General features: G+C 54.8%; 18 protein-coding genes. 6 read left to right on the top strand and 12 right to left on the bottom strand.

Going from position 1 to position 23,618, the window contains the following annotated elements; translation table 11 throughout:
* Positions 1-37: 37 nt before the first annotated feature.
* Complete coding sequence (locus ACFSSA_RS05275) at positions 38-1,447, bottom strand: PA14 domain-containing protein (RefSeq protein ID WP_386819005.1); 1,410 nt, start codon at positions 1,445-1,447, stop codon at positions 38-40.
* Positions 1,448-1,601: 154 nt separating this feature from the next.
* Between ACFSSA_RS05275 and ACFSSA_RS05270 the strand changes: the two genes are divergently transcribed.
* Complete coding sequence (locus ACFSSA_RS05270) at positions 1,602-2,162, top strand: L,D-transpeptidase family protein (protein WP_386819003.1); 561 nt, start codon at positions 1,602-1,604, stop codon at positions 2,160-2,162.
* Here ACFSSA_RS05270 and ACFSSA_RS05265 read toward each other — a convergent pair whose 3' ends face one another.
* From ACFSSA_RS05265 to ACFSSA_RS05250, 4 genes are all read right to left on the bottom strand, one after another.
* Positions 2,163-5,291: an efflux RND transporter permease subunit gene (locus tag ACFSSA_RS05265; protein ID WP_386819001.1), complete on the bottom strand. Its 3,129-nt coding sequence runs from the start codon at positions 5,289-5,291 to the stop codon at positions 2,163-2,165.
* A gap of 102 nt (positions 5,292-5,393) precedes the next feature.
* Positions 5,394-6,527: an efflux RND transporter periplasmic adaptor subunit gene (locus tag ACFSSA_RS05260; RefSeq protein WP_386818999.1), complete on the bottom strand. Its 1,134-nt coding sequence runs from the start codon at positions 6,525-6,527 to the stop codon at positions 5,394-5,396.
* 54 nt (positions 6,528-6,581) lie between these two features.
* Positions 6,582-8,000 (bottom strand): efflux transporter outer membrane subunit, encoded by a 1,419-nt coding sequence (locus ACFSSA_RS05255; protein ID WP_386818997.1) that lies wholly within the window; start codon positions 7,998-8,000, stop codon positions 6,582-6,584.
* A 44-nt stretch (positions 8,001-8,044) separates the two neighbouring features.
* Positions 8,045-8,650: a TetR/AcrR family transcriptional regulator gene (locus ACFSSA_RS05250; RefSeq protein ID WP_386818995.1), complete on the bottom strand. Its 606-nt coding sequence runs from the start codon at positions 8,648-8,650 to the stop codon at positions 8,045-8,047.
* Positions 8,651-8,874: 224 nt separating this feature from the next.
* On the opposite strand from ACFSSA_RS05250, the gene ACFSSA_RS05245 reads away from it, so the two are divergent.
* From ACFSSA_RS05245 to ACFSSA_RS05235, 3 genes are read left to right on the top strand one after another with little or no spacing between them, the layout of a single operon-like run.
* The gene (locus ACFSSA_RS05245) at positions 8,875-10,314 is read left to right on the top strand and encodes a DUF1501 domain-containing protein (protein ID WP_386818993.1); all 1,440 of its coding nucleotides are present in this window, start codon (positions 8,875-8,877) and stop codon (positions 10,312-10,314) included.
* A gap of 29 nt (positions 10,315-10,343) precedes the next feature.
* Positions 10,344-10,883: a sigma-70 family RNA polymerase sigma factor gene (locus tag ACFSSA_RS05240; protein WP_386818991.1), complete on the top strand. Its 540-nt coding sequence runs from the start codon at positions 10,344-10,346 to the stop codon at positions 10,881-10,883.
* A 2-nt stretch (positions 10,884-10,885) separates the two neighbouring features.
* The gene (locus ACFSSA_RS05235; protein ID WP_386818989.1) at positions 10,886-14,377 is read left to right on the top strand and encodes a DUF1553 domain-containing protein; all 3,492 of its coding nucleotides are present in this window, start codon (positions 10,886-10,888) and stop codon (positions 14,375-14,377) included.
* 70 nt (positions 14,378-14,447) lie between these two features.
* Here the strand turns inward: ACFSSA_RS05235 and ACFSSA_RS05230 are convergent, their stop codons facing one another.
* The 6 genes from ACFSSA_RS05230 to ACFSSA_RS05205 form a co-directional block, all read right to left on the bottom strand.
* Positions 14,448-15,245 (bottom strand): MBL fold metallo-hydrolase, encoded by a 798-nt coding sequence (locus tag ACFSSA_RS05230; RefSeq protein ID WP_386818987.1) that lies wholly within the window; start codon positions 15,243-15,245, stop codon positions 14,448-14,450.
* Between the two features lie 50 nt (positions 15,246-15,295).
* Positions 15,296-16,687 (bottom strand): cysteine--tRNA ligase, encoded by a 1,392-nt coding sequence (cysS, locus tag ACFSSA_RS05225; RefSeq protein ID WP_386818985.1) that lies wholly within the window; start codon positions 16,685-16,687, stop codon positions 15,296-15,298.
* Between the two features lie 22 nt (positions 16,688-16,709).
* On the bottom strand, positions 16,710-17,174 hold the full coding sequence (gene ispF, locus ACFSSA_RS05220) for a 2-C-methyl-D-erythritol 2,4-cyclodiphosphate synthase (protein ID WP_386818983.1): 465 nt from the start codon (positions 17,172-17,174) through the stop codon (positions 16,710-16,712).
* Positions 17,171-17,923: an inositol monophosphatase family protein gene (locus ACFSSA_RS05215; RefSeq protein WP_386818981.1), complete on the bottom strand. Its 753-nt coding sequence runs from the start codon at positions 17,921-17,923 to the stop codon at positions 17,171-17,173. The genes ispF and ACFSSA_RS05215 overlap by 4 nt, the downstream gene beginning before the upstream one ends.
* A 57-nt stretch (positions 17,924-17,980) precedes the next feature.
* On the bottom strand, positions 17,981-18,322 hold the full coding sequence (locus ACFSSA_RS05210; RefSeq protein WP_386818979.1) for a cupin domain-containing protein: 342 nt from the start codon (positions 18,320-18,322) through the stop codon (positions 17,981-17,983).
* A 67-nt stretch (positions 18,323-18,389) separates the two neighbouring features.
* Positions 18,390-19,937 (bottom strand): excinuclease ABC subunit UvrC, encoded by a 1,548-nt coding sequence (locus ACFSSA_RS05205; protein ID WP_386818977.1) that lies wholly within the window; start codon positions 19,935-19,937, stop codon positions 18,390-18,392.
* Between the two features lie 107 nt (positions 19,938-20,044).
* Between ACFSSA_RS05205 and ACFSSA_RS05200 the strand changes: the two genes are divergently transcribed.
* The gene (locus tag ACFSSA_RS05200; protein ID WP_386818975.1) at positions 20,045-20,689 is read left to right on the top strand and encodes a L,D-transpeptidase family protein; all 645 of its coding nucleotides are present in this window, start codon (positions 20,045-20,047) and stop codon (positions 20,687-20,689) included.
* Between the two features lie 117 nt (positions 20,690-20,806).
* Here the strand turns inward: ACFSSA_RS05200 and ACFSSA_RS05195 are convergent, their stop codons facing one another.
* The gene (locus ACFSSA_RS05195) at positions 20,807-21,211 is read right to left on the bottom strand and encodes a cytochrome b562 (protein ID WP_386818974.1); all 405 of its coding nucleotides are present in this window, start codon (positions 21,209-21,211) and stop codon (positions 20,807-20,809) included.
* A gap of 109 nt (positions 21,212-21,320) precedes the next feature.
* On the opposite strand from ACFSSA_RS05195, the gene ACFSSA_RS05190 reads away from it, so the two are divergent.
* Complete coding sequence (locus ACFSSA_RS05190) at positions 21,321-23,588, top strand: transglycosylase domain-containing protein (RefSeq protein WP_386818972.1); 2,268 nt, start codon at positions 21,321-21,323, stop codon at positions 23,586-23,588.
* Positions 23,589-23,618 lie beyond the last annotated feature (30 nt).

Below are 23,618 nucleotides of genomic sequence, written 5' to 3'. Positions count from 1 at the left end.
AATGGGAAATGTAAGAGGTTAGGTTTACCGCGGCGGTTTATTTGAGTGTGTAGGTGACACTTACCGTTTTTCCGGGGGTGACTGTGACGTTCTCCATACCGGTGAGCGAAGGGTTACCCAATGGGATTACCAGATCACTGGTGCCGCCTTTGAGCTCCAGGGTGCGGATGATCGTGCCGGTTTCGCCCGGTTTCCAGGTGTCTGAAAGAGTGGCTCCATCGAGATCGACATTAAAGGTCGGGTTACCGTTTTTATCGAGCGTGTATCCTTTGAAACGCGCCTCGCTCGGCAAGTAACGTTCCTTGGTGAGACGGTTGACCAGCTTCTCGGCCGGTGGCTCATTGCCCTGGCCGCGTGCGGTCCAGTGGCGGCCCGCACTGATGAATTTGCCCTTCCAGATAAGTTCCGGCGCGAGATGGTCCGCGGAGTAAGCGATGTTGATGCCACCCGGGAAACCGAAACCGATGGCACGTGCGCTGGTCCCATCAATGAAATTCCGGTAAATGACAGTTTGGTCTTCCTTCGGAGTCAGCATAATCTCCGGCCAATCGGGTTTTACTTCAGACCTTTCCACGGAGAGCCAATTGAATTTCTTCTCGGTGAGATGTTCCCAACCGACCGCGAGGGCTTTGTTGCCACCCGCATCAAAATATTCGATACGGATTGAATGTGTGCCGGCATCGAGCACCACCTTTTTCTTCTGTGCCCGCTTGCCGACAGGTCCCATGCCTTTCACCGCGGCCACGACTTCGCCGTCGATCAGGATTCTGGCTCCGTCATCGGCATCCAGGAAGAAGCGATGGGGCCCTTTTTTCTTCGCAATGAAATCGCCTTCCCAGACGATGCCGAAGTTGTTTTTGAGATTGGTAATACCGAGGTCGATAATACCATTGTGCTCTTCCTCCACACCTTCGGGCTGAATTTTATCAAAATTCGGGAGGTCGACCCATTGACCTTTGTAAACGCGTGAGGTCAGGTTCTTCAAGGCGGTCTCCTTGACCGGGAGCGGGTAGAGCTTGAGCAATTCCGGGGCGGTCCATGCTTCCGTGCGCTCGGAAAGGGCGGCGCGCACAGCTTTCACCTCATCCGTAGTCACCGGGCCCGCTTTATTCCCCCACGAGGAGCGGACGTAGGTAAGAATCGCGGCAACCACATCATCCGCCAGAACAGACTCCTGGGGGGGCATCTCGAGGTTATAGCCTTTCCCGTTCACTTCCACCGGGCCATGGAGGCCTTTGAGAACCACACTGATGGAGCGCCGTGCATCTCCGGCCACCCAAGGGCTGCCTGCAAGTGGAGGAAAAACTCCTCCGGTCGCGCCTTTGCCATCCGGTGCGTGGCATGCGGAGCAGTATAATGTGTATAATTGACCACCGTCCTGCGCATGCAGTAGTGGGGAAAATACCAGAGAGGTAAGAAATAGGGATGTTAGCCGGATGCGAGACATGTTTAAAATAACGTATATTGTTGACGGCATGTTTCATGTTTTTCGACCAAATGAGAGATATTTTCTCAACAAAAAAACAGGGGTAACTGCCTGTGCGAGAAGCGGAAACTCCTTTACACGAAAGGTTTGCCGTTCGAAAGCTAAGCCCGCACTCATGAAACATCCTCTTTTGCTTCTTTCCGGTGGCCTGCTTGCCCTGTGTTCCATTTCCTGTACGCCGCTAGAACCGCCTGTTCCAGCGAAGGCGGACCGTGTGATGTATCAATGGTATGACGATTATGGCCAGGGCGAGGTTTCCATCCATATCAAGCTTTCCGAGCAGATCGCCGAGGTGAAAAGAGGCGGCCGGGAAATCGGCTGGACCTATGTGGCGACTGGAAAAGAAGGGCGCGCGACCCGCCCCGGATCCTATCGGATCACAGAGAAAATCGTAGACAAACATTCCAACCGCTATGGCTGGATTGAAAACGAATACGGAGAAGTAGTGAACGGCGATGCGTCTCCCGGTGATCCCGTGGGACCCGGTGAGCGATACATGCCTGCTCCAATGCCGTATTGGATGAGACTTACCGACTACGGGATCGGGATGCACGCGGGAATAATCCCGAATCCCGGGGAGCCGGCCTCCCACGGCTGCATCCGCATGCCGAAGGAGTTTGTGCCGGTTCTTTTCGGGAAGACCAAGATCGGCACACCGGTAAAAATCACCTACTGATCAATGGCTGGCAGGCTTTTTCGCCCCGCGTCTTACCAGCACGTAGAATAGTGGCGCGAACATGACGCCGAAGAGTGTAACGGCGATCATTCCGAAGAATACCACCGTGCCGAGAGACTGGCGCATTTCCGCACCCGGGCCGGTGGCGATCACCAGCGGCACCACGCCGAGGATGAAGGCAAGGGAGGTCATGATGATCGGGCGCAGGCGGAGTGAAGCAGCCTCCACCGCAGCCTCGAACCGGTCTTTCCCTTCCTCTTCCAGCTGTTTGGCAAACTCGACGATGAGAATCGCGTTTTTACTGGCAAGTGCCACCAGAACCACCAGTCCGATCTGCGTCAGGATGTTGTTATCCATCCCGCGGATATAGATGCCCCAGATCGCACCGGCGAGGCAGAGGGGAACGGTGAGCACCACCGCAAGAGGCAGACCCCAGCTTTCATATTGGGCACTGAGCAACAGGAACACGAATAGGATGGCGATCAGGAAAACCATGGTCGCGGAAGTCGATGCGGTGGTCTCCTGGTAGGCTAGATCGATCCATTCGAAGCTGATGCCCGGAGGCAAGATTTTTGCCGCCAGTTCTTCCATTTTGGCAATTGCCTGGCCGGAGCTGATTCCCGGAGTGGGCGTGCCGATGAGTTCTGCGGATGGGTAAAGGTTGTGCCTGACCACGCGGTCGGGTCCGGTGGTTTGGCGCATTTCGATCAGTGAACCGAGAGGCACCATGCCGCCGGAGGTGTTCCGGGTTTTGAGCTTCGCGATATCATCAAGGTCATCGCGGAAAGGCGCATCCGCTTGGGCCGTTACCCGGTAAGTTCGCCCGTAAAGATTGAGCTCATTGACGAAGGAGGAACCAAGATAGATCTCCAGAGTCTGGAAAAGATTTTCCAGCGGCACCCCGAGCATCAGGGCTTTTTCACGATCGATATCCGCATAGAACTGCGGGCCGGATGAAGTGAACGGCGTAAATGCCTGGGCGACTTCCTTTTCCGCGGATGCGGCAAATGCCAGGCCCCAGGTCGCATTCTCAAGCTCGCCATAGCCGAGCCCCGCACGATCCTGGATCTCCATTTTAAAGCCACCGCCATTGCCTAGTCCGCGGACGGTCGGCGGCGGAATCACGATACCCAGAGCATCGACTTTATGAAGTTCCGCCGTGATAAGTTTATTGATTTCGGTGGAAGATTTTCTTTCCTCAAACGGTTTGAGAATTGTGAAGACCACCATCGAGTTCGTGGAGTTGGAAAAGGTCGCCCCGCTGAATCCAGCGAAGGCAGCAGTGTCCTGCACTCCTTCGACATTCAGGATCAGGTCGATAACCTCGCGGGCGACTTCGTCCGTCCGGTCCAGCGATGCGCCTGTGGGAAGCTGCACGGCAACGATGGAATATCCCTGGTCCTGGGATGGAATGAAACCACCGGGAACTGATTTGAACCCAAGGCCCGCCACTCCGAGAAGGATGAGATAAAGCAGGATCATGATCACTCCCATGCGCACACTGCGGCGGACGAGCGAGGTATAAACGTTATTGGCGCGATCAAAGAGGCGGTTGAAAATATTGAAAAACCATCCGAAGAGGAAATTCAACATGCGGCTGAGGATGTCCGGTTTATCGTGTTTCGGACGCAGGAGAAGCACTCCCAGAGCCGGGCTGAGCGTCAGCGAAATCAATGCTGAGATCATTGTGGAAGCCGCAATTGTCAGAGCGAACTGGCGATAGAACTGACCGGAAATTCCCGAGAGGAAAGCTGTCGGGACAAAGACGGCCAACAGCACCAGAGAGGTAGCGAAGATGGCACCACTGACCTCCGCCATGGATTGTCTCGCCGCTTCCCGCGGGGCCAGTCCTTTTTCCAGATTCCGCTCGATGTTTTCCACCACGACGATTGCGTCATCCACCACGATGCCGATGGCAAGAACCAGACCGAAGAGGGTGAGGTTATTGACAGAGAAACCGAAGACCTGCATGACCGCGAAGGTGCCGATGAGTGACACGGGAATCGCCAGGACGGGAATAATCGCCGCACGCCAGGACTGCAGGAAGATAATCATCACCAGCACCACGAGCAGGACCGCCTCGAAGAGGGTGTGAAGCACCGCTTCGATCGATTTGTCAATGAACTGTGTCGGATCGTAAACGATATCGTAATCGAGCCCTTCCGGGAAATCCGCTTCCATCTCCTTCATCGCGGTGCGGATGGCTGTGGAAATTTCCAATGCGTTGGAACCGGGGCGCTGGAAAACAGGCAGGGCGAGCGTCCTCGTATCGCCCAGGTAGGCATTAACATTGTAATCGAGCGAGCCGAGCTCCACCCGGGCCACATCCGACAGGCGGACAATACGGCCATCGTCGCTCGTTTTTACCACCACTTTCTCGAACTGGCTTTTCTCGGACAAGCGGCCCAATGCGGTGACATTCACCTGGAAAGGAACTTTTTTATCCAACGGCTGTTGGCCAATGGTTCCGGCGGCCACCTGGACGTTTTGGGCCCGCAGTGCGGCGACGACTTCCGTGGCGGAAAGTTTATAGAAATCCATCCGCTCCGGATCCATCCATACCCGCATGGAATATTCCCGGCCTCCGAAAAGGCGGACCTCGCCCACGCCATCAATCCGGCGGAGCCTCTCGCGCACCTGAAGCAGTGCGTAGTTTGAGATATAGCCCATGTCGAAGGTGCCGTCCTTTGAGAACATCTGCACGACAAGCAGGAGGTCGGGGGAGGCTTTCTGGACCGTCACCCCGATGCGGCGGACCGATTCCGGTAGCCGTGATTCGGCAAGTGCCACGCGGTTTTGCACGAGCACTTGGGCTTTGTCCAAATCGGTGCCGAGCTTGAAGGTAACCGTCAGCGAGTATGCTCCGTCCGCCGTGCTTTGCGAAGTCATGTAGAGCATGTCTTCCACTCCGTTGACCTCTTGTTCGATAGGAGCAGCCAAGGTCTTGGCGATCGTGTCGGGAGACGCCCCGGGATATGCGGTTGTGACCGTCACCGTGGGAGGAGCCACTTCCGGGAACTGGGCCACCGGCAGCGAGAAATAGGAAATCGCCCCGATGAAAATGATCAGTAGCGAGATGACCGTCGCAAAGCGGGGACGGTCGATAAAGAAGAAGGAGAAATTTTTCATTGGAAGAAAGGAAAGAAAAACCGCGAAAAGAATCAGATCCGCCCGCAGCCGGAGCTACGTGCGGTTTCTGTTTGAATGTTTATCAGTGAGGATCCTGGGTGATTATTCGGCAACCATCGGAGCTGTGGTAGGGGCTACCTTTGCACCGGGGCGGAGTAATTGGATGCCGGAAATTGCGATGAGATCGTCGTTATCGATGCCACCCGAGATGACCCGCATATCGCCTTCCAGCGGTCCGGTTTCCACGTAGCGGCGCTCGACGGAATTGTCTTTCGTAAGCACCCATGCGAAGCGCTTGTCCTGATCGAAACCAAGGCTCGCGTCTTTCACCATGAGAAGTTCCTCCGGGTGGCCGACAGGGACGCGGACTCTTGCAAACAGGCCGGGGGTGAGGAATTCATTTTCATTCTCCACCCTGGCCCGCATCTGGAGGGTAGCGGTTTCCGTATCCAGCTGGTTTTCGGAAAAGTCGATGCTGCCTTTGAACTCGAAGTTGTCATCGTCCGAGACCGCGATTTCGACTTCCGGACGCTCGCCGCTACGGCCACCGGACTGTCCCTTGAAGAATAATCGGGTGAACTGTAGAACGCTGCGTTCATCGACCTCGAAATTGCAATAGATCGGATTGTGCGGGACGATGGTGGTGAGCAGTGTCGAGCCGGCGCTACCACCGGTAACGTAGTTGCCCACCGTGACGTTAAAGCGTCCTGCGATGCCGGAAATGGGAGCGTGAATATCCGCGAACTCACGGTCGAGCTTCACTCTGCGGAGCTCGGCTTCCGCAGCCAGTAAATCGGCTTCCGCCTGGGCGAGCTCGCTCTCGCGGGTGTCGAATTCCTCCTGGGAGACAGCGTTTTGCGCAACCAGCGCCTTGGATCTGGCCAAGCTGCTTTTTGCCAGTCCGAGACGGGCAACAGCTTGCTTCTGGATTGCTTCCGCACGGGAAATCGCCGCATCAAAAACCCGCGGATCAATTTTGAACATGAGATCACCTTTTTCGACCTTCTGGCCTTCCACAAAGTGAACGGACTCGAGGTAACCGCTGACCCGGGCCTGCAGTTCCACCTCCTCGACGGGAGAGAAACGTCCGGTGTATGTATTGGTAAGGGCTACGGTTTTGATGACCGGATGAGCCACCTGCACTGGCATCGGAGGTGGCGGGCCTTCTGCTTCTTTATCAGAGCGGCATTGGCTGAGGGAAAGGAGCGCCAGTGGTAGAAAATAATGAAGTTTCATAAAAGAGAATGTGTGAGATGGAAGAAAGTGACGGTGGGGAAGTGAGAATGGCGATTACCTGGAAAATCCACCGCCGAGAGCCTGGATGAGCTGCACGGTAGCTTCAAAAGCCCTGCCGCGTGCCTGAACCTCGGTGCGGCGTGCATTGAGAAGCTCCCGCTGGCTATCTACGACATCCAGGTAGCTGGAGACTCCCTCCTTGTAGCGCGCGTCTGATAGATCGAAGGACTTCCGGGCAGCCTTGATGCTATCGGCTTGGGCTGAGATCTCCTTGTCCGCACCACGCCTGGAGGCCAAGGCGTTCTCGACATCGGCGAAGGCTGTCAGCACGGTCTGCTGGTAGCCGGCGAGAGCTTCCTCATGGCGGGCTACGGCAAGTTCCACATTTGCCTTCCGGCGGAAACCCTGGAAGACCGGTAAATCGACCTGGGGGCCAACGGAGAAGGCGGAGCTGGACCAGTTCAGGAAGTTCGAGCTGTTCACCGAGGAGACACCGCCACTGCCGATGAGTGAAATTTTCGGGAAAAACTCCGCTTGGGCGACTCCGATTTCCGCAGAGCTGGCCGCGAGTCTCCGTTCTGCGACAAAGACATCCGGGCGCCTGCCCAGCAGTTGAGCCGGGGAACCTGCAGGCACACGCGGTGCGCCACCCTTGATCGCGGAAGGGGCGATGGAGAAGTTCGAGGCATTGCGGCCGACGAGGATGGCGATGGAGTTTTCCAGGGAAGCGCGGGGAGCTTCCAGGCTGACCAATTGTGCACGGGTGCTGGCGAGCTCGGATTCCGCCCTGGCGACATCCAGCTCGCTTGTTTTTCCGCCCTTGAAACGGTCTGTGGCTAGCGCGAGAGTTTCGTTCCGGGTGTCCAAAGCCTCCCTGAGCACCTCGATTTCACTATCGAGGAAGCGCATGGCAAAATAGTTCCGGGCCAGCTGGGCCTGAAGGGACAAACGCACCTGATCCACGGAGACTTCCGCGGCTGCGGCGTTTGCCTGCCCGGATTCCACCAAACGACGGACGCGCCCCCAGAGATCGATCTCATAGCCCAGCGAGGCTCCGATGTTATACTGATTATAGTAGCTCTGTGCTCCGCCGAAGCTGCCTGCCCGATCGTTCTCGGAAGAGCGGCTGCGTTGTGCGCTGCCCTGTGCGGAGATGTTCGGGAAAAGCTCTGAGCGGTTTACGCCGAGGACGGCATAGGCCTGATTGCGACGGGCTTCGGCGGCACGTAGATCAAAGTTTCCGCTCTGCAGGTTGCCCATCAAAGAATTTAGTTTGCTGTCGCCGAAAACTTTCCACCAGTTGGTGCTGAGGCGCTTAGAGAAATCGTTTGATCCGTTTTTATAACTGGCGGCGGTTTCGCTGGAAGGCACCGAGTGATCGGGCCCGACGAGTTTGCAGGACGACAAGGTCAATGCCAGGATGGTGGGCGCTGCTAGCATGCGCAGCACGGAGGAAGAAAGGTCGGCTTTCAAAATTTTTAGGGGTGTGGGATGTAAAGTAGGAGGCGGAAGGTTGGCTATTTGGTTTCTGTCCGCAGGGAAGCGACACGCTCCACAATAAATGCGTATGCCTGATGCATGGGTTTTGAAGATCGGGTGATGGTAGCGCGCTGCACGGCCCCGGCCCAGAGATCACGGATGAACTCCGCTTCGATGGTGGTATTCGTCTCCGGCTTGATAAGTCCCATCTCTTTGGCTTCGTCCAATACGTGGATGTGAATGGAGAACCATACCGATAGGCCTTCCACCAGCACTTCACGCATCGGCTCGCTTTGGTCCACGACTTCAGCCGCCAGTTTCAAAACAAGACATGGACATTTTCCTCCATATTCATCGAACTTGGCGACGCCGGACTTATAGAGCCCCAGTAATCTCGCCACCGGATCCGGTTCGATCTCTTTGGAGAGCAGAGCATTGAGTCTCTCATCAGTGGATTTTTTGAAATAGTGCCTAAGAAGCTCTACGCCGAAATCTTCCTTTGACTTAAAGTAATGGTAGAACGAGCCTTTTGGAACATCGACGGCTTTGAGAATTTCGTTCAGGCCGACGGAGTTGAAGCTGCGCCTCCACATAATCTCTTCTGCGGCATCAAGGATGCGTTCTTTTGTATGCGGTATGCTCACTGCGCGGGACGATTAGACCAGTCGTCTAGATTATGCAAGCAGAATTACCCGATTCGGTAAAAAGGGCCCGGGATCCGGAGCTTCGGCGGCTACCGCCTACCGGGGAGACATCGCCGTGCTTTCCAAAGCCGCGCTTTCAGAGGAAGGCAGTGGGTGATGAGGGGAAAGATTTTTGCAAAAAGACCGTTAAAAGTCCCTTCAGCTGGCTATTTAACTGTAAGATTATGTCCAATCCACTTTACGATTCCAAGCTTCTGCTCAATCGCAGGCACTTTTTTGGCAAGACCGCACGCGGGATAGGAGTGGCTGCCCTGGCCTCCATGTTCGACAGAGATTTGTTCGCTGCCGCGCCCAAGCAAATCCCGGAGTTTGCACCCAAGGCAAAGCGGATGATTTACCTGTTCCAGAGTGGTGCGCCCTCGCAGCAGGAACTTTTTGATAACAAGCCAAAGCTCAATGAGCATTTCGGCGAAGACCTGCGGAAGCACGTGGATATGAACCAGCGGATCACCGGAATGACGGCCGGGCAGACATCTTTCCCGCTGGCTGCTTCGAAATACCACTTCTCAAGGCATGGCCAGGCCGGCACGGAAATTTCCGAGCTGCTGCCCCATATTTCGGGGATTTCCGATGATATCTGCTTGATCAGATCAATGTATACGGAGGCGATCAATCACGATCCGGCGATCACGTTTTTCCAGACCGGAGCGCAGATTCCAGGGCGTCCGAGTATTGGTTCCTGGCTTTCCTACGGGCTGGGTTCCGTGAACAAGGATTTGCCGGATTTTGTCGCAATGGTTTCCCGTGGCACAGGACGCCCGAACTGCCAGCCGCTGTATGATCGGCTCTGGGGATCTGGATTTTTACCCACACAACATGCGGGGGTGAAGTTCATGAGCATCGGGGATCCCGTCCTTTATCTTTCGAATCCGGATGGCTTTTCCGTGAAGTCCCGCCGCCGTATGCTGGACGATCTGGCGGAGCTAAATCATAAGAAGCTGCAGGAATTCGCCGATCCTGAGATAGATACGCGCATCAGGCAATACGAGCTCGCCTACCGCATGCAAACCTCGGTTCCGGAGCTCACGGACTTCAGCAATGAGCCGGAAAATATTCTCGAGATGTATGGGCCAAACGTCCACCAGCGCGGCTCCTACGCCTACAACTGCCTGATGGCACGCCGGTTGGCGGAGCGGGATGTCCGCTTCGTCCAGCTTTTCCACATGGGATGGGATCAACACTTTGATCTTCCCAATCAGCTGCCCGGGCAGTGCGATGATGTCGATCAACCGACGGCCGCGCTTATCAAGGATCTGAAGATGCGGGGGCTCCTGGAGGATACTCTCGTTGTATGGGGAGGTGAATTTGGACGGACCGCCTATTGTCAAGGCAAGCTGAAGCGTGACAACTACGGTCGTGATCATCATCCACGGTGCTTTTCCATCTTTGCCGCGGGCGGCGGCATCCGCCCGGGTATGACCTACGGCGCGACGGATGAATATTCCTACAATATTACGGAAAATCCCGTTCACGTGCATGACCTGCATGCGACAATTCTCAATCAACTGGGACTTGATCACGAGAAGCTCACCTACAAGTTCCAAGGCCGGCAATTCAGGCTCACCGATGTGCATGGCCATGTCGTAACGGATATTCTTTCCTGAGCCCACGCGAGCGAAATCACGAACCCATCATGATGCTTGTGGCAAACGAAGACCCATCCGTCCCCCACTTCGAACACGAAGTCGGCGCTGTCCAACCACGCCTGACGAGATACTTGATCGCCTCTGTGGGAAACTCCGCGGACGTCGATGATATCCTGCAGGAAACCAATCTCGTTCTATGGAAAAAACGCCTGGATTTCGAGCCGGGAACCTCCTTCTGGGCATGGGCCCAAAAGGTCGCGTTTTTCCAAATCATGGCATTTCGAAAGCGCCAGAGCCGCAGCCGTCTGGTTCTTGATGACGATGTCGTTCACCTGCTCGCAGCGGAAGCGCCTGTGGTTTTGGAACAGGAAAATCCTGCCAATCACTTGCAGTTGAAAACTTGCATCGAGACCCTGCCGGACCGCCAACGGGAATTCATCCACGGGCATTATTACGAAAAAAGAAGCCTGAAATCACTAGCCGATCTTCATTCCACCAGCGTCGCCGCTGTCGGACAAACCCTCTACCGGGCACGTCTCAATCTACAGCGCTGCCTTCTCAAATCCTCCAACCGTTTTTCCCAATAATTATGGACCTCAAAGACCAAGCACTTATTTCCGCTTACCTTGATGGATCGCTCAGCCCCTTGGAGCGTGATTCCTTGAATCAGCTGCTTCGGACCGATCCGGCGGCCCGCGAGGCTTTATTGCTGCAAACGGGAATGCATCAAAGTCTCATCGATCTAGCTGATACTCCAACCGGGCACCGGGATGTCGTGGTGCCTTTCGATTCAGCCGGGCAGCCAGCTGAGCCATCGAAAAACCACTCCCGTTCGAGAGCGCTTGCAGTTGCTGCGGCGATCGTCGGTATGGCATCAGTCGCTATCTATTTTGTGGGCTCCGGCGAGGAGCAAAAAGCCAGGGAGATTGCTGGCACAGCATCGGAAAATCAAAGGTCACCGCTCAGTCCAAAGGAAACCTACGACTTGACGATGACCCGGATGAAAGACACCGGCAGTCTGAAACGCTCTGTTTCCCAAGGGCCGACCCCACTCCCGGCGACAGAGGGGAAACTCAGCTACAACCAGCATATCCGTCCAATCCTCTCCGAGAATTGCTTTCACTGCCACGGCCCGGATCCCGCGAAACGTGAAGGCGATATAGCCCTCCACACTGCCGAACTAGCCTTCGCGGAGAGCGGCGGATTTGCGCCGATCGTCCCTGGCGATGCGGAAAAGAGTGAGGCAATCCTACGGATTTTCGACGAGCATGATCCAATGCCGCCCACAGACTCAAACCGTAGTCTGACGGAAGAACAAAAGGATCTACTCCGTCGCTGGGTGAACGAAGGGGCGGAATACGAGGATCACTGGGCTTTCGTAAAGCCTGAGAAAGTTCCGCTGCCGGAGGTGAAGGAGACAAAAGCGCCGCAGCACAATGCGATTGATGCCTTCATCCAGAAAAAGCTGGAGGAGACGGACCTGTCACCCTCGGAGGAAGCTCCGCCCGAAGTTCTCGCACGCCGTGCGAGCCTCGCGCTGACCGGACTGCAGCCGGATGAAAAACTTCTTCAGAGCTATTTGAGCGATTCCAAACCGGGCGCTTACGAGCGCTTGGTGGATCGCTTGCTCGATACGGATTCATACGCCGAGCGGATGGCTTTGTATTGGCTCGATGCCGCTCGCTATGCGGACACAGATGGCTATCAGAACGATCATGAACGCACCAACTGGCCTTGGCGGGATTGGGTGATCAAATCCTTTCGTGACAATCAGCCATTCGATGAATTCACCATTGAGCAGTTAGCCGGGGATATGTTGCCGGATGCGACTCCACAGCAGCGGTTGGCCAGCGCGTTCAATCGGAACCACCGTCAGAATAGCGAGGGCGGTGCCTTGGCTGAGGAATTCCTGGTGGAAAATGTGATCGACCGCGTGGAGACAACCTCGACGGTATGGCTGGGGCTTACCACCGGATGCGCCCGCTGCCACGATCACAAGTATGATCCTATTTCCCAGCGCGAATTTTTCCAGCTGTATGCCTTCTTCAACAATATCGGGGAGCAGGGAATTGGAAAAGGGATCGATACCCATCCGATCCTGAACATTGGTTCCCCACTGAATCCGCGTCCCGCCGATCTTCAAGCAAAGCTGGATCAGGCAACCAAAGTGCTGCAGGAAGAAAAGCAAAACGCTTCCGAACGCTTTGACAGCTGGTTTGAGAAGCAACATTCGGTCGCTCTCGCCAGCACAAATGACTGGAGTCCGGCAAACCTTATAAGGTCGAATTTTGTGAAAAAAGACGGAGGGAAAGGCTCATTCAAGAAACTGCCGGATAATTCCTACCTTCTCGAAGGTGCCGGAGATCAAGCCACAACGTATGAGCTGATGATCAATCCGGGGGATCGAAAAGCGATCACCGGGGTTCGTATTGATGCCATGCCGGGATCCTTCCTGAGAGGATTTGATAAATCGGGCGACGGCTCATTTATTCTCAATGAGGTGGAGTTTTCCTACTCATCGAGGACGGGCAATAAACGCGGGACTCTCAAGGTGCGGGAGGCCGCGGCCGATGAAGAATCCTCCAGTGGTATCGCTATGAATTCTGTGGACGGCCGGGAAGAAACCGGCTGGGAGGTCGAAAGCGATGCCGGGGAAAAAGTTTCGGTGTATTATATTTTCGAGAACCCGGTGCCTACGGATAACGATTATCGCATCACGGTAAAACTGCGGTTCAATACCGACGAGCCGCATCAGAATATCAAGCGCTTCCGGGTATTGGTCACGGAAAAAGCGCAGCCCTCGACTCGGGAGCCGCTTGCTGTCAGCTCGAAGATATTTGAGGCACTCCGGCTCGCCAAAGCTGATTTGACCGAAAGTCAGGCAGAGCTTCTCCGGAAATATCACCAGAGCGTTGACCCGGGATTGATGGATGTCCGCTACAATGAGCAGCTTGTCCAGGCAGAGCTCACTCGCAAAGGATACGGCAATGTTCCAGTCATGGTCATGGAAGAAAAATCCGGAGCCCGCTCTCCGGCCTATCTCCTCAACCGCGGTCAATACGATGATCCGGATAAGTCCGAGGAGCTGCCGCGCGGAGTGATCGAGGCAATTTTCCAAGGGGATAAACAGCCAGGCGATCGTCTGGAGCTAGCCCGCTGGATCGTGAGCCGGGATAATCCGATTACCGCGCGGGTAGTCGTCAATCGTATGTGGCAGCATCTCATGGGCGTGGGCTTGGTGAAGACCACGGAGGACTTTGGCTCGCAGGCGGAAATGCCAAGCCATCCGGAGCTGCTCGACTGGTTGGCAGTGGAGTTTATCGACTCCGGCTGGGACACCAAGGCGATGTATAAGCTTATCGCAACAAGTCACGCCTTCCGGCAATCGTCCCGCTCCAGCGCGAAGCTGAATGAAGTGGATCCGGAGAACCGTTTGCTTGCGCGGGGTCCCCGCTACCGGCTTGATGGTTTCGCAATCCGTGATCTGGCGTTGAATGCCTCGGGCCTGCTCAATCCCACACTGGGGGGAGCGCCGGTGAAACCGTATCAACCCGCTGGTTTATGGGAAAGCGTGGCAGCCAATAAGGGTGAGGGATACAGGACATCCACAGGAAAGGATCTCTACCGCAAGAGCATGTATAGCTATTGGAAACGTGCCGTGAATCCTCCTCGTCAGGTGATCTTTGATTCCTCCAGCCGGGAGGTGTGTAACGTCCGTCATAAGGTGACAAACACGCCGCTTCAGGCTCTGGCGCTAATGAACGACGAGACGTTTGTGGAGGCTGCACGCCATCTCGCGGCAAGGGGCATCCGTGAAGGGGGAAGTGATGTCGCAGGGCGTTTGAACCATATTTACCACCTTGCCACCGGGTATCGGCCAGATTCTGCCCAGATCGCGATATTTACCGGAAACTTCCAGCATTTCCTCGCCCACTTTACGGAACATCCTTCCGAAGCCACCGATTTTCTCAGTATCGGGGAATCGCCCCGCGATGAATCGATCGACCTGGCCGAGCATGCCGCCTACACGGCAGTGTCACATCTGATTCTCAATCTGGACGAGACGATCACACTCGAATAACGCAGGACTGAGGCGTGTATCCGGCTCTACCAATATTGGAGGGCCGGAAACCGGAATTTTCCTCCTGAATTCAGATAAGCCGGAATGGTGAAGCAATCTCGAACCAAGGGGTGGGCGATGCCTGGCTCGCGCAATGAAGGGTGACATGGGAATGCCCGATTTCCCCCAGGATTTTTGTGAAAAGCGAGGTCACTTTCTTCGGACAATTACAGTCCGAGCTGAGGTGTCCGAACACGATGTTGGACAGGTCCTCGTGGGCGATTTTACGAATCAGCTCTTCCACCTGAACGTTCGAAAGATGCCCATGACGTGACGAAATCCGTTGTTTGATCGACCATGGGCGCTTGGTGTCCAACTCCAGAAGCTCATCGTCGTAGTTTGCCTCTACAAATAGCGCCGACAGACCTTTCAGATGATGCGTGATACTGCTGGTCACCTGTCCGACATCCGAGAGTAGCCCGAAACGGAAATCTGAATTTGCTACGACGAACCCCACGGGATCGACGGCATCGTGCTGGATGGCGAAGGACTGTATGTTGAGATGGGAAACCGGAAACGCCTGACCTGCTTCAAAAGTCTGCCAGTCCACCTCGCCAACTTTCTGCTCCCGCACGACGTAAGCGGTCTCGGCAGTGGCGAAAACCGGAACCGGGTGCTTTTTTATAAAATTCTTCAAGCCGCGGACATGATCCCCATGCTCGTGGGTAAGTAGGATGGCTGTGAGTGATGCGGGGTCTATGCGCAGTGCCTCCAGTCTGAGACAGAGCTGTTTCGCGGAAAGCCCGGCATCAATCAGAATGCGGGTTTTTCCGCATTCCAGAATGGTGGAATTCCCTGCCGAGCCGGAACCGAGGACTGCAAATCTCATTCGTTATTGGAAGTGCGGTGCGCCGTAGAAAAGGCGCGTGCGATCGTCGTTCAAATTTTTGCCAGTTCGTAGGAATCCTTGCCGTCTTTCATGGCCCACCCTTTTGAGGTGAGCTCGTCGCGCAGCTTATCGGAGGTCGCCCAATCCTTGTTTGAGCGGGCGGCCCAGCGGTTTTCCGCAAGGGTTTTGATGTCTGCGGGAACTTCTGTGGTTTCCTGGGAGATCTCCGGCAGAGTGATGCCAAGGGCCTTGAGGATACGGTTCAAGCCGGCGAGCGCTGCAGCCGCGTCTTTACCAGTCAGCTTGGTTGCCTCGCGCAGGCCTGTGAAGATCCCGCCAAGTGCGCCCGGAGTGTTCAGATCGTTGTTGAGTGAATCCCAGGCAGTTTGGAACGGGCCGAAATCGGCCGATGGCAATAAGGTCTCGGATCCCATGTTCTCAGCGATTTTTGCTGCGGATTTTGCCAGTTTTCCGAGCGCTTCCTTTGCCCCTGAGAGGGAATCCAACGTGAAGTTCAACTGCTTCCGGTAATGGGCGCCGATGAGCACATAACGCACTTCCATGGCTGTAAAACCTTTGGCCTCAAGATCGGCCAGCGTATACATATTGCCGAGGGATTTGGACATTTTGCCACCATCTACGAGCAGGTGGGTGATGTGGAACCAATGGGCCGCAAAGTGCCCGCCGCACGCACATTGGGACTGGGCGATTTCGTTTTCGTGATGAGGAAAAACGAGATCGACCCCACCCGAATGCATGTCAAATGAATCGCCAAGATATTCCGCGATCATTGCGGAACATTCGAGATGCCAGCCCGGGCGGCCTTGGCCCCAGGGGGATTCCCAGTAGTTGGCTCCGTCTTCCGTGCGCCGCGCCTTCCAGAGGACGAAGTCTGAAATACTATCTTTCTCGTATTCGTCCGCATTCGCGCGGGAGTTCTGGGTTTTACCCAGATCAAGCTCACGTTCGTCCAGGCGTGAAAGTTTTCCGTAATCAGGAAATGAGGAAATTTTGAAATAGACCGAGCCATCATCGGATGCATAGGCGTGGCCTTTCTCGACGAGCTTTTCGATCATGGCGATCTGTTGGGGGATGTGCTCAATGGCGGAGGGCTCGATATGCGGAGGGAGGCAGGCGAGCGCTTTGCAATCCGCATGGAATCTTTCCGTCCAGATCCGGGTGAATTCTTTGAGCGTCTTCCCTGCTGCCTGGGAGTCCCTGATGGTTTTATCGTCTACGTCTGTGAGGTTCCTGACGTGCAATGTGCGGGTGCCGCCTGTTTCCAAAGTGCGGCGGAAAACATCCTGCAGCACGAAAGTTCGGAAATTTCCGATATGTGCCGGGCCATAGACCGTCGGCCCGCAGCAATAAAAGCGGTAGGTCTTGCCATCAATAGGGGTGATGGCTTTTTCAGAGCGTGAAAGGGTGTCTTGGAGCTTCATTTGAACAGATGTATAAAACGGACTAATCGACCTGTGCGACAGCCATGGCGGCAATGCCTTCCTTGCGGCCGACGAAGCCCATGGTCTCGTTGGTAGTGGCTTTTATGCCGACGCGTTCCGGAGGAATGCCCAGAGCTGTGCCGATGTTCTGGCGCATTGCCTCGCGATGGGGGAGGACCTTCGGAGCCTCCGCGATAAGTGTGGAATCAATATTGATGAGTTTCAGATTTTCTTCCGCCAAAAGATCCCGGCATTTCTCAAGAATGCGTAATGAGCAGATATCCTTGCAGAAATCCTCACCCGGCGGGAAATAATATCCGATATCCGGTTTCCCCATCGCACCGAGGACCGCATCCGCAATGGCATGGCAGAGAACATCCGCATCCGAGTGGCCGGAGAGACCATGGCTGTGCGGGATTTCCACGCCCCCAAGAATCAGCGGACGATTCTCCGCGAACTGATGCACATCGTAGCCGATTCCGATCATAGAATTTCCTCGATTGGAATTTTTCCGTTGGTGGCAACAATAGACCAGGAGTCGGCCTCTCCCTCGCGGCGGGTAAGCGTCACTTTTCCGCCAGCTGCCTCTACCAGCAGTTTCCCGGCGGCAATGTCCCAGAGCGAAATCGTGGACTCGACGTATGCATCAAGGCGACCACAGCAAATATAGGCCATCCCGAGGGCTGCAGAGCCCATCATGCGCATTTTACGGGCACGGAGGGAGGCTTTGTGGAAGCGCTCAATCCCTGTGTTGAGAGCTTCTGTGGATTTCCCACAGCCAACGAAGAGAATCGACTCCTCAAGCTTTTCGCGGGAGCTGACAGAAACGGGCTCTCCATTGAGAAGCGGCACGCCGCCTTTTTCTATCGTCCAGGTCTCACCGACCATCGGGTCGTGGATGACACCCAGCACCACTTCATCATCGACCCGCAGGGCAATTGAGATGCAGAAATGGGGGATTCCATAGAAAAAATTCACCGTGCCATCAATGGGATCGACAATCCACTGGCGGCCTGAATCCTGATTCCCTGCGATTCCTTCTTCACCATACAGCGCGTCAGTAGGGCGGGCACCCAGGAGGATACCCGTGATAAGCTCCTGGGACTCTTTATCGAGAGCCAGCTTGATATCGTGATGCATCGCCTCATCGACAACGAGAGACTTTCCGAAGTGCTTGCGCAGCAGTTTCCCGGCGGTGACAGCGGCTTCCGTTGCGAGTGAGAGATCATTTTCCATGGCCACTGGGTAATACCCTATGGGCATCAGGTCAATGGAAAGACCACATCGGCGTGATCAATCGAACCACTCATCGGTGGGATCAAAGGCGGGAACAGGGATATTTACGATCTTCATTTTACCGATCGCACGGTGCCGCACGAAGGGAGGAATAAAGATGGTGGACATCGGGCGGACAGGGTGGAGCTCGCCATCCAGCTCCATATGGCCCTCGCCTTCCAGAATCAGATAAATTTCGGTGAGTTTTTTATGATAATGGGTTTTTGCGTCCGTGGAAATGTCCACGTAGTGGATTGTGGCAGTCGTATTTTCCGGGACCGCAAAGGCGCGCCGGGTGGTTCCGCAAGGGCATTCGGTGGGCTCGATATCATCGAAATGGGTAACAATAGCTTTTTGCATGCATTTATCTTAGGGGCTTGGCAGAACCAAATCGACTGCATATTTCGCAAAAATGCGGATTCCCGGATCAGGCGGCATCAAGAAACTCCAGCAGGCCTTCCGCGAATTTTTCCGAAATCCCGGAAATCCCTGCGATCTCCTTGGCGCTGGCCTTGCGGATGCGTGCGAGCGAGCCGAATTTTGCAAGAAGCAGGGCTTTGCGGCGTGGAGACATCCCGGGGTAGTCGTCGAGGAGACTTTCTTTCATCCTGCGCCGATAGAGCAGTTCGTTGTAGCCGTTTGCGAAGCGGTGAGCTTCGTCCCGAATGCGTTGCAGCAGCTTCAGAGCTCCTCGATCGTGGGGAATGAGCAGGGGCTCGGACTCGCCCGGAAAAAATACTTCCTCCCGTTGTTTCGCGAGACCGATCAGTGGCAATTCCTGCAATCCGAGAGTGCGCAGTTGCTTGAAAGCACTGGAGAGTTGCCCTTTTCCTCCATCGACGATGATGAGGTCGGGCAGGATAATCTTCGCCTTACCTTTGCGGGCAAGTCGCCGCTGCGCCTCGATCAGGGGTTCCTGGGAAGACTCGGAATCTTCTCCCATGTTTTCCCGGAGAATCCTCGAGTATCTGCGGAAAACCACCTCTGCCATGGACGCAAAATCGTCTTGCCCGGAAACCGTGCGGATGCGGTATCTGCGGTAATTTTGGTTGTCTGGCTGGCCGTCTGTGAAACGCACCATCGAGGCAACAATATGGTTCGATGAAACATTGGAGATATCGAAACATTCCATGACGCGGGGAGGTCCGCCGAGGCCCAGTGCTTCTCCGAGATCCGCGAGATCCGCGGTGGGTTTCACGGTTGTAGGAACCCCACGGCCGCGTGAAAACTGGCGGGTCGGGGACAAGGTTTTTCTAAGGTTCTCCAAGATGTCGCGGAGGGTGGCCGCCTTTTCGAAATCCAAAGATTCCGCAGCTGCCTGCATTTCCGATTGGAGCTCATCGAAAATCGCCTTTTTCCCTTTTCCTTCCAGGATCAGGCAGGCTTCCTCAACTTTTTCCAGATATTCCTGCTGTGAGATACGGCCAATACATGGGGCCGAGCAGTTCCGGATGATATCGGCATTGCAATGGCGGTAATCCGTCTCGCCAGGGATAAGTGGCCGACAGACGCGGAGACCGAGGCGACGGTTGATCCAGTTCAATGTGTCGTGGAGTGCGGTCGAATGGGGGAAGGGGCCGAAGTATCTGGCACCATCATCCTTTTTGGTGCGGACCGCGATGAATTTTGGAAAAGGATCGCTGAGTTTTACTTTTACGTGGAGGAAACGCTTGTCATCACGAAAGGCAACATTGTAGCGCGGCCGGTAGTCTTTGATCAGCTTTCCCTCCAGCAGGAGAGATTCCTGTTCATTGCGGACGATATGAATTTCAAAATCATGGATGGAATCCATCAGCGCACGGGTTTTGATATTCGCGCGGGTCTTGCGGGATGGCGTGAAATATGAGGACAGCCTGCGTTTGAGATCGAGAGCTTTGCCGACGTAAATGATGGAACCCAGGCGATCTTTCATCAGGTAGACGCCAGGCTGGTGCGGCACATCGCGGAGTTTGTTTTTTAGCTCTTGGGAGACCATTGTTACGCGGAGAATTAACTGTCTGTGTGAACATGCCGCAAATTAGAAAGGTTGCAATCACAGGGAAAATGCCATACGACCCCCAGCCAACCAGCCTGCCTGTATTTATGTTATTTAAAAAAATCAGCCTGTTGTGCGCTAGTGGCGTTGTCGCCCTGCTTGCCAGCTGTGCCACGACTAAGCCCGCCGAGCCAACTTTGTCCAAAACCGACGAAGGTTATAAAAACCCTTACGAGCCAGGCTCCTATGAGCATTTCAAGGCGGAAAAGGATTATCCCAAGACCTACAATGTCTGGACAAATACCCAGAAACTTCCTGTCACGGATCAGTCAAACTCCTGGCTGCGTATCGATCTAAAAGCCCAGCGGGCGCTTCTGATGAACGGTGAGGAAGTAGTGATGGATTACCCCGTGAGCACCGGTAAATCCAGCCACCCGACTCCTCCGGGGGAGTATGAGATCCTCGAGAAGATCGCGGACAAGCATTCGAACAAATATGGTCGTATTTATGATGCCGAAGGCAATCTGGTGAATGGCGATGCGAATGCTTTCGAGGACGAGATCCCCGAGGGTGGCCGTTTCCAGGGTGCTCCAATGAAATACTGGATGCGTCTGACATGGGATGGCGTGGGACATCACATCGGCAACGTAAAACGCTATCCTGCTTCCCACGCATGTATCCGGGGACCGAGCAAAACCATGCCCGTCGTTTTCTCGAAGCTTAAAGTAGGTTCCAAAGTTGTTGTGAAGTAGCTTCTGGAATCCTGAGTTTATTCCTCTTTCCCATCCAAAAAAAGACCCGCCGGATTCTGATCCAGCGGGTCTTTTTATTGAAATTTTGCCAAGGGGAAAATCGATTCCCTTTAAGACTTATTCCTCGATGAACCTGTCGTGACCGACCTTTTTGCTTTCGCGCATTTCTGTGACGAGTTCCGCCACCTTGTCGGTATCGCCATCAAGGAATGCGACTTCGATATTGGCAAGGATAGCAATCAGTTGCCCCGTCATCGCGCGGTATTCGGCGGAAGCCTTAGACTTGGGTGCGCCTTCCGGCATGTCGGATACCATTGTAGGCACTTCGGAGATGGCCTTGATCATTGCATCCTGTGCTTCGCGTGCGAGAGCAGCGCCCTTTGCCGTATCTTTCTCGCGGCGCATTGCTTTGTAAGCATCATTCATGGCTTCCATCTGCTTTGCGAGCGGGGTGTCGTCGTCGGCCATTGTAGGCTGGGAAAGCATCAGGGAGGCTACGAGTCCGGATAAAATGAGTTTCATTTTCATGTGTTCACAATACGAAACCGAACCAAGCGTTCTTCCAAGCAAAAGATTGAGTTTTACAGAAAAATCACTGTAAAATGGAGTTTTGCCCTCTAGTAATTGTAGTGTGGAAAAGGAAACTTCAGAGCCGGAAATATCGCTGCGCTGGAAGCGCGTGGTGAGGTGGTTTCTGATCATCTTGCTTTTTACCGCTTTTTGTTGGTTTGTGCTGCCCTGGTTCTTTCCGTTATCCCCGGGATTGCTCAAAAAGCCTGCGGTTTCTCCGGTTCTGCTGGATCGGAACGGACGGGCGATCCATCACCTCACTTCGGAGGATTTCACCCGCTCCGCAGCTATTGGGTTATCATCAGTTCCGCAGACATTGATCGATTGCACACTCGCAGCTGAAGATAAGCGGTTTTTCACGCATCATGGGATCGATATTTTCGCCACCGGCAGATCGGGTTACGATTTCCTGAGAAAACGGAAAGTCGTTTCCGGAGCATCGACCATTACCCAGCAGCTGGCAAAGATATCCGCTCCCCCGGCACCCCGGAACATTGCCGCAAAATTCCGGGAAGCGATGGTGGCCCGGCGCTTGGAAATGAGCTGGGAGAAAAGCCGCATTTTGGAGGCGTATTTCCAGAGGTTGGATTACGGGAATCTCCGTATCGGCCCGTCGGAAGCAGCCCGTTTTTATTTCCAAAAGCCGTTGTCGGATTTGTCCCTGGGTGAATGCGCATTGTTGGCGGGCCTACCCCAGGCTCCGTCACGGCTGAATCCGCTCCGCCACCCGGAGCGCGCCATGGCCCGCCGGGAAATCGTCCTGGATCGCTTGGCTGTGAGCCGGAAATACAGCCAGGAGGAAATTGATTTAGCGCGGCAGGAGCCTTTGTCATTGCGTCCCTTGATCGAGGCGAAATCAGCACCATGGCTCAATCGCAGGCCCGGCAGTGGAAACCATGTGCGATCGACGCTGGATCTGGATTTGCAGAAAGATCTGGAGCAAATTGTTTCCGAGGAAACCGCCAGGCTCAAGGACTCCAATCTCAGGCATGCCGCAGTGGTGGTCATTGAAAACAGGAGCGGCGATATTCTTGCGATGGTTTCTTCCGCCGACTGGAATGATCCACGCGGCGGGCAGTTGCATGGCGCGCTGACTCCACGCTCTCCCGGATCGGCTCTGAAGCCATTCACGTATCTTCTGGGATTCCGTCATCTGGATCATTTGCCATCTACCGTTCTTGCGGATGTCCCCATGCGCTTGCAGACATCACAGGGGCTCCAATTACCGGAAAACTACGATCGGAAATATCGCGGACCCGTGACGATCAGGCATGCGTTGGCATGTTCTTTGAATATCCCCGCATTGCGTGAGTTGGAAAGCCTTGGAGGGGCCGGGCGATTGCACGACTTTCTGCAGAGCTTGGGAATCGGCACTCTACATGAGCCACCCGCGTTCTACGGATTGGGCCTTACCCTTGGGAACGCGCCGGTAAAATTGCTGGAGCTCACCAATGCCTACGCTTCGATCGCGAGAATGGGAAACTACCTGCCATCGCGTTTATTCATGGATGAGAAGAAGGCGGAGCCCGAGCCCCTCATCGAGCCAGAGTTTGCCTGGATGATCGCTGATATTTTATCCGATAAGGAAGCACGTGCTCCATCGTTTTCAACAGGTGGACCCTTGGATCTTCCATTCCGCTGTGCGGTAAAAACCGGCACATCATCGGATTTCCGTGACAACTGGTGCATCGGGTTTACGCCTCGTTTTACGGTAGGGGTATGGGCCGGGAATTTTGAGAACCAACCGATGAAAAATATTTCCGGCGTTTCAGGGGCAGGGCCGATTTTTCATCGTGCGTTAGTTCGCGCGGAAGGGGAGACGGCTGCGGAATGGTATGATCGACCGGAGGGTGGGCAGATCGTCAGGGTGGATCCGCGGACGGGAAAACGGATTGAAAAGGGAAAGCCCGGGAAATTTTCCCGAGAGGAATGGATACCGGAAGGTCGTGGGATACCTATTGGTGGGCCAAGTGATTATGATGGCGCCGGACGTGCGAAGCTACCGCCCGTATATTCGCAGTGGTATCGTAGCGGCCAGAATTTTCGCAGAGACGAGCTGATTATGGACGACTCCGCGGAAAATGAAGTTCCACTGAAGATTTACCGGCCTCTGGATGGATCCACGATCCTGCTGGATCCGGAAATACCCGGCAATCAGTCCGAACTACGGCTTTTGACCAATTTCCCGGACCTCGTCTCCTGGAGATGTGCAACGCTTAAGATCGATGGGGAAATCGCCCACCTCGTTGAAGGGGAGCATGTGCTGATCGCCACGGATTCACGCGATGGAGCAGAGCATATCGTTACGATCCGCGTGAAAAAATTGTAGGCTTTCAGATCGCCGGAGAGGAGTGTGGGC

This window comes from Luteolibacter algae (assembly GCF_042683045.1).
GTDB lineage: Bacteria > Verrucomicrobiota > Verrucomicrobiia > Verrucomicrobiales > Akkermansiaceae > Luteolibacter > Luteolibacter algae.
Note: the sequence above shows the minus strand (reverse complement) of the source record. Positions and strands in the feature narration are given on the sequence as shown.